This window comes from Streptomyces sp. NPDC090083 (genome assembly GCF_044747445.1).
Classification (GTDB): Bacteria; Actinomycetota; Actinomycetes; order Streptomycetales; family Streptomycetaceae; genus Streptomyces.
In genome coordinates this window covers 756,778-770,950 of the sequence record NZ_JBIVED010000004.1, presented here as the reverse complement: position 1 = coordinate 770,950, position 14,173 = coordinate 756,778, and the positions used below count along the sequence as shown (strand labels likewise).

At 70.2% G+C, this 14,173-nt stretch carries 13 protein-coding genes; 5 read left to right on the top strand and 8 right to left on the bottom strand.

The genetic code is table 11. The features are described 5' to 3' along the window. Positions 1 to 132 precede the first annotated feature (132 nt). The 4 genes from ACIPTO_RS18655 (at position 133) to ACIPTO_RS18640 (ending at position 3,923) form a co-directional block, all read left to right on the top strand. Entirely contained in the window at positions 133 to 963 is an 831-nt protein-coding gene (locus tag ACIPTO_RS18655) for a 2-keto-4-pentenoate hydratase (protein WP_401193315.1), read from the top strand. Then, positions 960 to 1,910, top strand: a complete 951-nt coding sequence (locus ACIPTO_RS18650; protein WP_401193312.1) for an acetaldehyde dehydrogenase (acetylating) — start codon at positions 960 to 962, stop codon at positions 1,908 to 1,910. The genes ACIPTO_RS18655 and ACIPTO_RS18650 overlap by 4 nt, the downstream gene beginning before the upstream one ends. Beyond that, on the top strand, positions 1,907 to 2,917 hold the full coding sequence (gene dmpG / locus ACIPTO_RS18645) for a 4-hydroxy-2-oxovalerate aldolase (RefSeq protein ID WP_401193309.1): 1,011 nt from the start codon (positions 1,907 to 1,909) through the stop codon (positions 2,915 to 2,917). Before ACIPTO_RS18650 ends, dmpG begins: the two co-directional genes overlap by 4 nt. Before the next feature lie 244 nt (positions 2,918 to 3,161). Continuing rightward, on the top strand, positions 3,162 to 3,923 hold the full coding sequence (locus tag ACIPTO_RS18640) for an IclR family transcriptional regulator (protein WP_366318289.1): 762 nt from the start codon (positions 3,162 to 3,164) through the stop codon (positions 3,921 to 3,923). A gap of 13 nt (positions 3,924 to 3,936) precedes the next feature. On the opposite strand, the gene ACIPTO_RS18635 is transcribed toward ACIPTO_RS18640, so the two are convergent. The 6 genes from ACIPTO_RS18635 to ACIPTO_RS18610 form a co-directional block, all read right to left on the bottom strand. Further along, a complete protein-coding gene (locus tag ACIPTO_RS18635; protein ID WP_366317421.1) occupies positions 3,937 to 4,836 on the bottom strand; it encodes an SDR family oxidoreductase in 900 nt (299 codons plus the stop codon). A gap of 28 nt (positions 4,837 to 4,864) precedes the next feature. Beyond that, a complete protein-coding gene (locus ACIPTO_RS18630; RefSeq protein WP_401193307.1) occupies positions 4,865 to 5,608 on the bottom strand; it encodes an SDR family oxidoreductase in 744 nt (247 codons plus the stop codon). Then, a complete protein-coding gene (locus ACIPTO_RS18625; RefSeq protein WP_366317425.1) occupies positions 5,601 to 6,314 on the bottom strand; it encodes a TetR/AcrR family transcriptional regulator in 714 nt (237 codons plus the stop codon). The genes ACIPTO_RS18630 and ACIPTO_RS18625 overlap by 8 nt, the downstream gene beginning before the upstream one ends. A gap of 142 nt (positions 6,315 to 6,456) precedes the next feature. After that, positions 6,457 to 7,758, bottom strand: a complete 1,302-nt coding sequence (locus ACIPTO_RS18620) for a ThuA domain-containing protein (RefSeq protein WP_401193305.1) — start codon at positions 7,756 to 7,758, stop codon at positions 6,457 to 6,459. Between the two features lie 26 nt (positions 7,759 to 7,784). Continuing rightward, positions 7,785 to 10,010 carry an RICIN domain-containing protein gene (locus ACIPTO_RS18615; protein ID WP_401193303.1) on the bottom strand — a complete coding sequence of 742 codons (2,226 nt, stop codon included), beginning with the start codon at positions 10,008 to 10,010 and terminating at the stop codon, positions 7,785 to 7,787. A gap of 54 nt (positions 10,011 to 10,064) precedes the next feature. Then, complete coding sequence (locus ACIPTO_RS18610; RefSeq protein WP_401193301.1) at positions 10,065 to 11,435, bottom strand: ricin-type beta-trefoil lectin domain protein; 1,371 nt, start codon at positions 11,433 to 11,435, stop codon at positions 10,065 to 10,067. Between the two features lie 305 nt (positions 11,436 to 11,740). Between ACIPTO_RS18610 and ACIPTO_RS18605 the strand changes: the two genes are divergently transcribed. After that, complete coding sequence (locus ACIPTO_RS18605) at positions 11,741 to 12,250, top strand: hypothetical protein (protein WP_366317433.1); 510 nt, start codon at positions 11,741 to 11,743, stop codon at positions 12,248 to 12,250. Here the strand turns inward: ACIPTO_RS18605 and ACIPTO_RS18600 are convergent. Both ACIPTO_RS18600 and ACIPTO_RS18595 read right to left on the bottom strand, forming a co-directional pair. Next, entirely contained in the window at positions 12,204 to 13,097 is an 894-nt protein-coding gene (locus ACIPTO_RS18600) for an alpha/beta fold hydrolase (protein ID WP_401193298.1), read from the bottom strand. The genes ACIPTO_RS18605 and ACIPTO_RS18600 overlap by 47 nt on opposite strands. Positions 13,098 to 13,199: 102 nt before the next feature. Continuing rightward, positions 13,200 to 13,907, bottom strand: a complete 708-nt coding sequence (locus tag ACIPTO_RS18595) for an NPP1 family protein (protein ID WP_366318291.1) — start codon at positions 13,905 to 13,907, stop codon at positions 13,200 to 13,202. Positions 13,908 to 14,173: the final 266 nt, after the last annotated feature.

Here is a 14,173-nt window from a genome sequence, read left to right as displayed (position 1 = left end):
GGCTCCCGCCGGTCATCTCGCTGAGCGAGACCCGCTGTCCACGCCCGGAGCGAGTCCCGGTGAGCGGAACGCGCGGGACCGCGATCGGGCACGGATGCCCAGGCTGGAGGCCATCACGAGGTGAGGATGCGCATGACCGACGTTGGGGAACCGAGAACCGTGGCGGACCGTGAGGCGGCGGTGGCCGAAGCGGTCGTACGACTCACCCGTGCCGCCCGTGAGCGCAGGCCCTGCCCGCCCGTACGGGACGTGCTCGGCGCGAGCGACATCCGCCTCGCCTACGCCGTCCAACAGCGCGTCGTGGCCGACCGGATCGCGGCCGGAGCACGGGTCGTCGGCCGCAAGATCGGACTGACCTCCGAGGCGGTACAGCGCCAAGTGGGCGTGGAGCGGCCCGACTTCGGGGTGCTCCTCGCCGACATGGACGTCAGCGCGCTGCCGGCCGTGCCGAGCGGGCGGCTGCTGCAGCCCCGGGTCGAGGCGGAGATCGCGTTCGTCCTCGCCGCCGACCTCGACGACGACGGCCTCGACATCGAGCGGGTCCGCTCCGCGGTGGCGTACGCGGTCGCCGCGCTGGAGATCGTGGACAGCCGGGTCGCCGGATGGGACATCGCGATCACCGACACCGTGGCCGACAACGCGTCCAGCGGTCTGTTCGTACTCGGCGGCCGGCAGGTCGGGTTGACCGCGTTCGAACCCCGGGACGTGACCATGCGGCTGTACGCCGACGGGCAGCTCGCGTCCACGGGCGACGGCACCGCCTGCCTGGGCGACCCGCTCGCCGCGCTGCTCTGGCTGGCACGCACCGCCCGCGAGTTCGGCGACCCGCTGCGGGCCGGCCAGACCGTGCTCTCCGGCGCGCTCGGTCCGCTCGTCCCCACCCCGCCAGGAACCACCGTACGAGCCGAACTGACCGGCCTCGGAACGGTGTCCGCGACCTTCTCACCCAAGGACCGAGGATGACGAAGACCAAGGTGGCCGTCATCGGCTCCGGCAACATCGGAACCGACCTGATGATCAAGGTGCTACGGCTGTCCGACAGCCTGGAGATGGCCGCGATGGCGGGCATCGACCCGGAGTCGGACGGCCTCGCCCGCGCCGCGCGGCTGAAGGTGCCCACCACGTACGAGGGCGTGGAGGGGCTGATCCGGATGGACGGCTTCGACGACATCGGGATCGTCTTCGACGCGACGTCCGCGAAGGCGCACGTCGAGAACGCCAAGCGCCTCGCCCCGTACGGCAAACGACTCGTCGATCTCACTCCCGCGGCCGTCGGCCCCTACGTCGTGCCGCCGGTGAACCTCGACGAGCACCTCGCCAACGACGTCGGCAACCTCAACCTGGTCACCTGCGGCGGCCAGGCCACCATCCCGGTCGTGCACGCGGTCAGCCGGATCACCCCGGTGCCCTACGCCGAGATCGTCGCCTCGATCGCCTCGAAGTCGGCCGGTCCCGGAACCCGTGCCAACATCGACGAGTTCACCGAGACCACCTCCGCCGCGATCGAGAAGGTGGGCGGTGCCCGTCGGGGCAAGGCGATCATCGTGCTCAACCCGGCCGAGCCGCCGCTGATCATGCGGGACACCGTGTACTGCCTGATCGGCGACGCGGACCAGGAGCAGGTCCGGGCCTCGGTCGAGGGCATGGTGGACGCGGTCGCCGAGTACGTGCCCGGCTACCGGCTGAAGCAGACGGTGCAGTTCACCCCGGTACCGGCCGGCGATCCGGTCCACACGCTCGTCGCCGGGGACGTCTCCGAGGTCACCACCAAGGTGTCCGTCTTCCTCGAAGTGGAGGGCGCCGCCCACTACCTGCCCGCCTACGCGGGCAACCTCGACATCATGACCTCGGCCGCCCTGCGGGTCGCCGAGCGCATCGCCCAGCGCTTCGCCACGGAGGTGACCCGGTGACCCCGAGGCTCTACGTCCAGGACGTCACCCTGAGGGACGGCATGCACGCGATCCGGCACCGGATCACGCCCGCGAACGTGGCCGCCGTCAGCGCGGCCCTGGACCGGGCGGGCGTGGACGCCATCGAAGTGGCCCACGGCGACGGCCTGTCGGGCGGCAGCCTCAACTACGGCCCCGGCAGCAACACCGACTGGGAGTGGATCGAGGCCGCGGCGGGCGCCGTCCACCGGGCGACCCTGACCACCTTGCTGCTGCCCGGCATCGGCACCATCGCCGAACTCAGGCAGGCGTACTCCCTCGGCGTCCGCTCCGTCCGCGTCGCCACCCACTGCACCGAGGCCGACGTGGCGGCCCAGCACATCGCCACCGCCCGGGAACTGGGCATGGACGTCTCCGGCTTCCTGATGATGGCCCACATGACCGAACCCGCCGAACTCGCCCGCCAGGCACGGCTGATGGAGTCCTACGGCGCGCACTGCGTCTACGTCACCGACTCCGGCGGCCGGCTGACCATGGACGGTGTGCGTGACCGCGTCCGCGCCTACCGCGACGTGCTCGACCCGGACACCCAGATCGGCATCCACGCGCACGAGAACCTCTCCCTCTCGGTCGCCAACTCGGTGACGGCGGTGGAGGAAGGCGTGACCCGGGTGGACGCGTCCCTGGCCGGACAGGGCGCCGGCGCGGGCAACTGCCCGATCGAGCCGTTCGTCGCCGTCGCCGACCTGCTCGGCTGGGAGCACGGCTGTGACCTGTTCGCCCTCCAGGACGCGGCCGACGACCTGGTGCGCCCGCTCCAGGACCGCCCGGTGCGCGTCGACCGGGAGACCCTGACCCTCGGCTACGCGGGTGCCTACTCCAGTTTCCTGCGGCACGCCGAGACGGCGGCCGGACAGTACGGCCTCGACGCCCGCACGATCCTGCGGGAGGTCGGGAGGCGGGGCCTGGTCGGCGGGCAGGAGGACATGATCGTGGACATCGCGCTCGACCTGACACGCGGCTGCTGACCGCACATCCGCGCGGTGCCGCCCCCGGTCCCTGGACCGGGGGCGGCACCGTTGCGCATTGTTTGGACCGGGCGTACCAATAAACTCGTGCACGCCTCTTGGCCGGCCTCCGATGCCGTTGATACGTTGACGCAGGCGCCGAACTAGAATTGATTTCAGTTTGAGCAGAGAGGCATCGACGATGACGTCTGCCCTTCGCCTGGACCCCCGACCAGAGGCCGAACGGCACGCGCTGCCGCCGTCGATGATGGAGCGCGTGACGCTGATCATGGACCTCTTCGAGCGGCCCCAGACGCATCTCACCCTGGAAGTGGTGTCCCGCCGGACCCGTCTCCCGCGCTCCACGACCCACCGGATCCTCGACCAACTGGTGCGCCTGGACTGGCTGCACCACACCGTCGCCGGGTACGCGCTCGGGCCGCGCGCGCTCGGCCTGGGCGGACGGGAGATCGGGCACGGCACGCTGCGTGCCGCGGCGGCGCCCCAACTCCTCGACCTGGCCGTCCGGACGAAGATGGTCGTCCATCTCGCCGTCCTCGACGGTCCGGAGATCTACTACCTCGACAAGGTGGGCGGCCGGGCCGCGGTCGACATCCCCTCCCGGGTCGGCGGGCGGGCGGTCGCCCACTGCACCGGCCTCGGGAAGGCGATGCTGGCCTGGCTGAGCCCGGAGGAGATCGACACCCGCTACCAGAAGGCGATGGAGTGCCGCACCTCGCACAGCATCGGCCGACTCGACCTCCTGCACCGGGAGTTGGGCACGGTACGCCGCCGCAACGGGCTGGCGATCGACCGGGGTGAGTGCTTCCCCGACCTGGGATGTGTGGGTCTCGCCCTGCGCGGTCCCGACGGTCCGGTCGGCGCGATCTCGGTCGTCGGGGACGGCCGCGCCCCGCTGGAACTGGTCGCTCCGCTGGTCGTCAACGCCGTCCGGGCCGTGTCCGAGGAGTTGTTCGGGGGCGGGGAGGCGTACCGGCGCGAGGTGGTGGGGGCGGTGACCTCGTAGCCGGGCGGGCGGGTCAGGCCGCTGCGGGGTGCGCGGAGAGCAGGTCCGTGAGGCCGACGCGGGTCAGGAACTCGCGGCGGATGCGGTCGGCCACGACGGAGACCACCTCGGAGCCGTCGTCGGCCGGGTCGATGTGCACCCGGTACGGACGCTGCCCCGGGGGAAGCGCGACGATGCGGGCGATCTCGTCCGAGACCGACGAGGCGTCCGCGCCCTCGGGCGCCAACGCGGCCAGTTTCTCGGCGACTTGGCTCATCAGACCGGTGTACCGCGTCTCGTACTCCGCCTCGACCGCGGCGTCCGCCGGGTGCCCGGAGTGGGCGAAGTGGTTCGTGCCGCTGGTGAACGAACCGGGCACCACGATGGACGTCTCCACACCCCAGCGGGCCAGCTCGGCCGCGTAGCTCACGGCCAGGGAGTCCATCGCGGCCTTGGCGGCGAAGTACGGCGCGAGATAGGGCGGGGTGCCGCCCTTGACGCTCGAACTCGACACCCAGATCACCAGGCCCCGGCCGGCCTCGCGCAGATGGGGCAGCGCGGCGCGGTTGACCCGCTGGGTGGAGAGGACGTTGACGTCGTACAGCTCGGCGAGCTGTTCCGGCGTGAAGGCCTCGGCCGGTCCGGTGGCCATGTGGCCGGCGTTGTGGATCAGGACGTCGATACGGCCGTGCGCGGAGACGATCTGGTCGATCGCCGCGTCGACGGAGGCCTGCGCGTTCACGTCGAGTTCTATGGAGCGCAGGTCGACGCCGTGCTCCTTCGCGTACGCGGCGGCGGCCCGGACCTGGGGCGCGTTACGGGTCCCTGTCTCACGCATGCCGGCGTAGACGGTGCCGCCCCGGTGTGCGAGCGTGCGGGCGGTGAGGGCGCCGAAGCCGCTGGAGGCGCCGGTGATCACGACGATGTCGGGCATGGGGTTCTCTCCTTGAAGAGGGGGTGGCTCAGGCCAGCCCGCCGTTGGCGTACAGCACCTGGCCGTTGATCCAGCGGGCCGGGCCCGCGAGGAAGGCGACCGACTCCGCGATGTCCTCCGGGGCGCCGAGGCGCTCCAGCGGGGCGGCCTTGGCGAGGTTCTGGATCGTCGCCTCGTCCTTGCCGTCGAGGAAGAGGGGCGTCGCGGTGGGGCCGGGGGCGACCGTGTTGACGGTGATGTCCTTGCCGCGCAGCTCGCGGGCCAGGACGAGGGTCATCGCCTCGACGGCGGCCTTGCTCGCCACGTAGCCGCCGTACGTCGGGAACTTGGTGCGCATGACGGTGGTGGAGAAGTTGATGATCGCGCCGCCCGCGCGGACCCGGCGGGCCGCCTGCTGGGAGACGACGAACGTGCCGCGGATGTTGGTGCGGTGCATGCGGTCGAGGTCGTCGAGGTCCATGGTGGCGATGGGGGAGAGGACCATGATCCCGGCGGTGTTCACGACCACGTCGACGCCGCCGAACTCCGCCTCGACCGCGTCGAAGGCGGCCGCCATCTCCTGCTCGTCGGCCACGTCGCCGCCCACCGGGAGAGCCCGGCCGCCGGCCGCCGTGATCGCGGCGACCGTCTCGTCGGCGCGGGACTTGTTGCCCGCGTAGTGCACGCCGACGGCGATGCCGTCCTGGGCGAGGCGCTCGGCGACCGCGCGGCCGATGCCGCCGGAACCGCCGGTGACCAGGGCGACGCGGGTGGGGGTGTGGGTGTCAGTCATGGTGGGGGCCCTTCGTGGTGGTGGAGGTGGGGATCTGCGTGAGCCACTGCCCGAGCAGGGCGGACTCCGCGGAGGTGAACGGGTCGGGGGTGAGGTCGTCCAGCGACGCGAGCAGCGTGGTCGCGGCCGCGGCGCGGGTGTCCGCGGCCGTGGTGTCCGCCGCGGGGTCGAGCAGGATCGCCTGGTGGATCGCGTCCCGGACCAGCCTCGACAGGCCGGCGTCCGGATACAGCGTGGGACGGGTGATCAGGGCCAGGGACACGCCGGTGTTGGCCGACATGACCATGCGGGCCGCGATCTCCGGTGCGATGCGGAGACGCCCCTGCGCCGCGAGCCGTTCGAGGTCCTCGCGGAGGATGCGCATCGCCTCCTCCGCCGCCGCGGGCACGGAACGGAGCGCCGGGGCGAACATCAGCTTGTAGGCGTTGGGGTGTGCCAGCGCGAACGCGGTGTGACTGTCCCAGCCGGCCCGGAGGTCCCGCAGCGGGTCCTCGGACTTCTCGGCGGCCCGCTTCGTCTCCAGGTACTGGTCCCAGACGTGGTCGACGGTCGCCGCCAGCAGTCCGTCCTTGTCGCCGAACAGCCGGTACAGCACGGGCTGTTGGACCCCTGCCGCCTCGCACACCGCACGCGTCGAGACCTCGCCGCCCGGCGACTGGGCGATCAGCTCCGCCGCCGCCTCGATTATCAGCGATCTCGTGTTCATGTAATCGACGATAACAGGGATTCGTATCGCTGACAACAGTCATATGTTATCGGTGACAACGCAGGCGGAAGCGGAGAAACGAAGGGGCGCCCCCGCCGTGTCTCGTGGACACGGCGGGGGCGCCCCTCGGCGCCGTGCGGACTCAGGACTGCACGGCGAGCTGGAAGGACTGCGCGGTGGAGCTGTCACAGGTCCGCTGGGTGAGCTGGACGCTGTTGGTCGCCGCCGTGGGTGCGGTCAGGCACTTGCCGCTGTGCCGGGCGACGAAGTGGTAGCGCCCGCTGCTCTCCTTCACGGGCTGCCACTGCTGGTTCGTGCCACCGGAGTAGGCCCACAGCTGCAACGGCGCGTTGTCCGCCGTCGAGCGGTCGGTCACGTCGATGACCTGTGCCGGGTTGCCCCGCGCGGTGATCTCCATGTACCCGCTGTCGGTGGAGCGGAACTGGTACTGCTGCGCCGCCGTGCCGTTGCAGGCGTACTGCTGGATCGCCGTCCCGTTGGCCGTGGCCGCCGAACGGGCGTCGACGCACGTGCCGTTGCCGCCGTTCTGCACGGAGTACCAGGAGGTCTCGGAGATCGGGGTGTCCGTCGGAGGCGTCGACGTGCCGCCTCCGCCCAGCCACTTGAGGCCGTTCAGCAGGAACTGGTTCTGGGTCGCGCTCGCGAACGTCGACGACAGGCGCGTGTTGGTCGTGTAGTTCATCGCGTTGTGGCCGAAGTTCGCGTACAGCATCTTGTACTTCGTGTTGGTCCAGATGATCGGGTAGTACCCGCTGTACCAGGACTGGTTGGGATCCGTGCCGACCGGGAAGCTGCTCGGGTCGATCGACGCGAGGATCTTGATGTCCGGGTTCTTCCGCAGGTCGTTGGACCAGCTGTACCACTCGCTGACCGACGAGGTGAACGTGGCCGGCAGACTGGCGGTGGGCGGGATCGAGTGGTCCTCCACCTTCAGGGTCACCGCGGTGGGACCCCAGGTGTTGGACACGAAGTTCCCCGAGCCGAGGAACGTGTTGTGGTACCAGGACCAGCTGGCCGCGTCCGTGGTGAAGGCGGAGACATGGAAGCCCATGAAGCCGCCGCCGTTCCTCATGTACGTCTCGAAACCACTGCGTTGGGCGGAGGTCTGCGGCAGGTCGTCGAGGAACAGCACGACTTGGTAGGCGTTGACCCCGCCGTTGGCGAGCAGGTCCCAGTTGGTGCTGGACGTGTAGGTGAACCCGTTCGCCGCGGCCTGCTGCGGGAACCAGACGTTCGCCTCCTTCTCGAAGTCGATGTGCGCCGCGTCATACGTGCCGCTGTACAGGCCGAGAACCTTGAACGGCGTGGCCGCGGCGCTCGCGTGGGCGGCGGGCGGTGCCACCGCGAAGCCCAGCACCGTCGCGAGGAGGAGCAGGACCCGCAGCGCCACGCGGGTGGAACCGGATCTGATGGTGGTGTTCATGGGGCGGTCGATCCTTTCCGTGCGGTCTACGGGAAGTTGGTCAAGTAGGCGACGTTGTTGCTGGAGTTGGACGGTCCGCCGGTGTTGTTGATGACGTGGCTGATCGTGCCGACCCCGCCCAGCGAGACGGTCACCATGTCGTGGAACTTGACCCCGGACACGCTCGGCACCTCGAAGGAGCGGTCGGCGACCACGCTCGAATTGCTGCTGAAGTAGCAGTAGCTGCCCAGTCCCCACGCCTCATGACTGGTCACGCCCGCGGCGACCTTGTAGGCGGGGTAGCCCTTGCCGCTGCCGTTCATCCACGCGGCCTGGTTCGGCGGGTCGTAGGGCATCTCGTTCTGGAAGAAGTAGGTCCGGCCGCCGTTGCCGTTCCAGACGACCTGGGTCTTCTGGAAGTGCTCGACGAACAGGCCGTACGCCGTGACGTTGGCGCCGTTGACGATCAGCCCGGTGTCGGCGGTGTTGGTGGTCCAGCCGACCGTGCCGGAGTTGCCGTGGTCGGCCCGCCAGATCCAGGTGTGGTCGATGATCGTGTTCGAGCTGTTGACCACAAGGGAGTTGGTGGCCTTGCCGACGGTGGCGCCGCCGATGCGGACGAAGACGTCGGACAGCTGCGTCGGGTCGGACGCGTGGGAGGCGGTCGAACCGGACGGGCCGATCTGCACCAGCGTCCCGGAGTTGGTGGTGCCCGCGTCGACCAGCAGGCCCGCCAGCTGGATGCCGTCCACGTCGGCGGTCGAGATCGCGGTGATCCCGCCGTCCGGCACGAGGGTGGCGAGGCCCATGCCCAGCACGACCGTGTCGGGGCGGGTGATGGTGAGCGTCTGGTTGAGGTGGTAGACGCCGGGGGTGACCAGCAGGTTCTTGCCGGCCGCGAGGGCGCTGTTCATGTCGGCCGCGGTCGCGCCCGGCTTGACGATGTAGAACTGGTCGATCGGCAGGGACTTGCCCGCCGGGGTCTTCCCGCTCCACGTCGTGCCGACGGCGTTGGACTGCAACCCCGGTACGAACACCTGGTAGTTGCCCGCGCTGTCGACGTACAGGAAGGGCTTCTCGCGGATCGTGGGGGAGCTGGCGACGGTGGTGTACGTCGGGAAGGACTGGGCGGGTGCGCCCTGGTCGCCGACGAAGACCATGTTCCAGTTCGAGCCGGACCAACTGCCCATCGTGGAGTTCCTGGTGAGGAACTGCTGCTGGGAGCCGGACTGGATCTGGCCGTCGACCTTGGTGTCGGAGATGAAGCCGCCGCTCGACCAACCGCCGTCGTCCAGCGCCAGGTTGCCGCGCACGTGCATGCGCCGGTACGGGGCGGCCTGCGAGACGGCCCAACGGTCGGTGCCGCCCGTGGGGTTGACCGACAGGTTCTCGGCGTCGCGCCAGAAGTTCTGCGTCGCGTTGCCCTGGAACCAGTCGGCCTCCGCGTGCACCGCGCCGTTGATGGTCACGTCGTCCGGCGAGAGGCCGAGCCCGGCGACCTGGGTGTAGAAGCCGACGTTGGCGTTCGCGCTGTACGTGCCCGGCTTGAACAGCAGGGCCTGGCGGGCCGAGCCGAACTGGTTGGTCTCCTGCTGCGCGAACACCGAGTTGAGCTTGGACTGGATGCTCGACGCCGACATCGACGGGTCGAACACCGTCACGTTGGGGCCGAAGTCCGGGGTGCCCGGCGGGTTCGTCGTACCGCCGCCGCCCAGCGTGAACGACTGCGCGGCGGTGCCGTTGCAGGTGTACTGCGCGAGCTGCACGCTGTCCGCGGTCGACGCGCTGGGCACGTCGAGGCACTTCCCGCTGTTGCGGTTCACGAAGTGGTAGGAGCCGTCGGCCTCGGCGACCGGCAGCCACTGCTGGTTGGCGCCGCCGGAGTAGGTCCACAGCTGGACGGGCGCGGAGTCGGCGGTCGAGACGTCGGTGACGTCCCAGGCCTCGGCGCCGTTCAGGTTGCTGTTCACGCGGTAGTAGCCGCCGCTGGTGGCCGTCAACTGCCAGTTCTGCGCGGTGCTTCCGTTGCACGCGTACTGCTGGACGACGGTGCCGTCGGCACTCGCGGCCGAGCGGGCGTCGACACACTTGCCGCTGCCCTTGTTGATCACGGTGGTGTAGCCGGTCGGGAGCGCGGCGGCCGCGGTGCCCGCCGCGCTCGCCGAGGCCTGTGCGGCGAACTCGATGCCGGTCACGGTGGTCGCCACGAGCGCGATCGCCGTGAGCGCTCTCGGAACGGGATGGCGTACGGACAGTCTCTTCCGTAGGGGCACGGATTCTCCTGTGGGGATGGGGGGTTGGGGCAGGAAGGTCGGAGGGGGCGTCCGTCAGCCGGTGTACTTGGCGAAGATGCTGGTGAACTGCCAGTTGCTCTGGCTCACGCCCGAGCACGTGTCGTCGTTCGGGTAGGCGCCGGGGCAGGGCCGGTCACGGTTGGCCGACCAGAACGTCAGCCGCGCGAGGTGGTGGGCCTGCGCGTAGCCGAGGATGGTCTGGAAGTCGGCGGTGGTGACGGTCTCGTTGTCGTCGGTGATGCCGTTCATGGACGAGATGCCCATGTCGCGGTAGGCCGCGTCATCGCTGTAGCCGTACGCGTTCTTCAGCGCCGTCTTCAGGCCCTCGGCGGCCCGCTGGGTGAGCGTGCCCATGTTCTGGCCGGCGCCGCCGAAGTCGAACGGCATGATCGTCCAGGCGTCCACGGTCAGCCCGGAGGACGCGGCGCGGTTGATGAGGCTCGTGTCCGGACCGCTCTGGCCGGTGCCGATGGTGACGTACACCTTGATGCCCGGGTTGTTGGCCTTGACGGTCTTCAGCGCGTCCACGGTCCGCTGCTGCACGGTCCCGTTGCTGTACGCGTCGGCCTCGATGTCGATGTCGATGGCCTTGAGCGAGTAGGCGTTGATGACCTTCTGGTAGGCCGCCGCCAGTTCGCCCGCGCTGGAGCAGGAGCTCTCCAGCTTGTTGCCGCTGTAGCCGCCGAAGGACGGGACCACGTCACCGCCGGCTGCCCGCACGGTGTTGATGGTCTGCTGGTCGACACCGCCGGTCAGCGCCCGGCCGCCGTCCCACTGCGGGTTGCAGTAGCCGTTGCTCAGCACGAACGCCAGCGTGAACCACTTCACGCCGGTCGCGTTCATGACAGTCGTGGGGCTGGGCGGGTTGCCCCAGCCGTTGTACAGGTAGGGGGCCACGGCCATCGGGGAGTTCGCGGGCGGGGTCGTGCCGCCGCCGGAGGGAGCGGTCCACTTCTGGTTGGCGGCGCCCGTGCAGCTCCAGATCTGGGTGCGGGTGCCGTTGGCCGTGGAACTGCCCGTGACGTCAAGGCACTTGTTGGCGGCTGGGTTCACGATGTCGCGCGCGGCGGACACGGTCCACTGCTGGTTGGCGCCGCCGCCGCAGGTCCACAGCTGGAGCTGGGCGCCGTTCGCCGTCGAATTGCCGGTGACGTCGAGGCACTTGCCGAGGGCTCTGATGGTTCCGTCGGACCCGACCGTCCACTGCTGGGCGGCCGTTCCGTTGCAGTCGTAGGTCTGTACGGCGGTTCCGTCGGCGGAGCTCGCCCCGGCGACGTCGAGACACTTGCCGCCGAGGCCGGTGATGGTGCCGGTGGCGGCCGAGGCGGAGGGTGCCGCGAGGGTGCCGACGGCGGTGAGGCCGAGGGAGAGCGCGAGGGCGCAGCGCAGGGCGAGGCGTTGCATGACGAGGGGCCTTTCGTCCTGGGGTGGGGGGTGGACGCCGCCGGCTGGAGGGCGGTGAGAGGTGAACACGGTTGTTCACGTATGTGATCGCGATGTGCATTCATGGGAGGTCCGCTGGCTGGTGAACCTAAAGGTCTGCACCAAAGCCGTCAAGAGATGCGACCGGATAAGTCCTTGAGGGCGAGGGTGAGTTGAGAAGTTGTAGGCGAAGGAAAAGAAATCACCAGGACCATTGAGCGGCCGGTTCCCACAGGTCACACTGTGCAGGCTTCGCGATGATCGTCGGGACGTGCGGGGGAGGAACCATGAGCGCAACGGGGACCGCGGAGGTCGCGGTCCGGCACATACTCAGCGACCAGGTCACGGGCGGGCTCCTGAAGCCGAGGACGCGCACGATCACCTGGTCCGCCGCGCACTACACGGTGAAGCGGCCCCCGTCGGGCAAGCACACGGTGGAGCTGACCTGCACCGAGTGCTCGGCGTCCCTGCTGGCCGAGGTGCGCGACCAGGCCACCACCCGCAGGCTCGGGACCGTCCTGCGCGTCGTCGCGGCCGTGTGGTTCGTCGCCTTCTTCGCCGCCCTCGCCTACGCCGTCCACGAGGGCGGCAAGACCCTCCCCGAGGGCCAGTCCCTCCCCGTCCTGTTCCCGATCAGCGTCATCACCGTCTTCGTGGCCTTCGTCGCCGCGCCCACGTTCTGGGTCCACGGCCGGAACTACAACGGCGTCAGCATGCTCGACGCCCCCAAGCCACGCCGCGGCCACCAGATCAGGCCCGTGCGGGCGGGACGGTCGCGCGTACGAACTCGCCGATGAGAGAGGCCAGTTCGGCGGGCTGGTCCAGCGGGAGCAGCGTGTAGCCGTCGGCCACCTCCACCAGCCGTGCCTGGGGCAGGAGTTCGGCCAGCCGGTGCCCGTGACCGGGTGGCATCACGCGGTCCTCGCTCGCCCACACCACGAGCGCGGGACGGTTGAACTCCGGTAGCCGCAGGGCGGTCTGCTCCAGCAGGCGGCGCCCGTCCGCCGCCGCGGCCCGCAGCATCCGTACGGCGTCACGGCGGATCTCCGGCTGCCGTCGGACCGGCTCCGTCCAGCGCGCGGTGACCGCGTCCCCGCGTTTGGTCAGCCACCCGAACGCGAGCGGGAGGCGGCGCAGCGCGCGCACCCGCAGCTGCCGCATGAACTGCCCGAACAGCCACGGCGAGAGGCGCCCCGCGAGCACGAGCGTGCGGCCGGTCGCCCCCGGCGGGAAGTTGTCGAACGCCTCGGAGGAGACCAGCACCGCCCGGCCCACCCGCGCGGACCCCTCCGCCATCAGCAGCTGCACCAGCGCGCCGCCGGTGTCGTTCCCGACCAGCGTGACGTCCCGCAGGTCCAGCCGGTCGAGGAGTTCGGCGACGAGCCGGGCCACCCCGGGCAGGGACAGATCGGCGTCCGCGCGCATGCCGTGGCGGTGTGCGCCGAGCGGGAGGGTGGGGGCCACGCACCGGTGTGCGGCGGCCAGTTCGGCGATCGGGGCCGCCCACAGCGAGGCGTCCATCAGCAGCCCGTGCAGCAGTACCAGGACCGGTCCGTCGCCGCCCGTGTCCTCGTAGGCGACGGGCCCGGCCGAGAGTTCGATCAGGTGCTGTGCGGTCGTCCCGGCCGGTTCGGTCCTGGTCATGCGCGCCTCCCGTGAGTGTCTGCACTCAAGAGGGGCGCGGAGGGCGGAAGTGTGACACGGGCGCCGGCGGGTGACCCGCCGACGCCCGCGTCCGGGCGGGTGTCACGCGTTGGGGTCGAAGGAGATGCCGGAGGGCTTCGCGATGGACAGGGCGTAGTTGAAGTCGACGTCCCTGATCTTCAGGGTCGCCGAACCGAAGTCGGCGGCCAGCAGCTTGTCCTTGAGGCCGGCCGGGTAGCCGTTCCAGCCCACCAGGCGCGGGAAGAACCAGTTGCCGGTGGCGTTCTCCGCGGGCTCGTCGTTCGTGTTGGCGAAGCGGAAGTCGTGCGAGCCGATGCCGTCCTTGTGGTAGACGATCTTGGGGTGCGTGCCGTCGAAGCGCACCCCCGAGGCCGCCGACACCTGGTACGAGGAGTGCTGCGACACCGACACGTACTGGACCGTGTTGTCCTTGATCCACACCACGACGTGCTCCCAGTCGTGGGTGTGCCCGATCGCCGCCGGACCCAGGGTGACCTGGTCCTTTTCGAAGTAGCTCGCGTACATCACCGCGCACCAGTCGTTGTTGCACTTCTCGCGGGAGTACGTGTTCGAGTTGTTCAGCTGCGCCAGGTCGTGGCAGTGCCCGTTGACGTCGCCGCCGAGCTTCAGCCCGGGGTTGAGGGTGCCGTCGGTGCCGATGGCGGCCGTGGCGTAGCAGCCGTCGCCGTCGTAGTCGTAGGCCGGGGAGAAGGTCTGCTCCAGGCCGTCCGCGTTCTGCGGGAGCGCCGTCAGGACGGAGGCCTGGGCGGCCGTCGCCTGTCCGACCACGAGGGCCAGCGCGCCGAGGACGGTGACGACGGCGGAGCGGCGAAGGCGCCGGCTCCGGGGCTTCGCGGTGCTGTCGGTGGGGGGTGTCAGTTCAGGCACGCCGACTCCAGTTCTTGGCTGTGGGGGCGCTACTGGATGCGCCAGGTCCAGACCTTCGCAGGCGGGTGTGTGCACGTCAACACCCGCGCGGTGTACGGATCTTGGCCCATCGCTGAATTCTGCCGCGCCCCCGCGCCGCCCTCCGGAAACGGCTCGTCAGCCGTCCG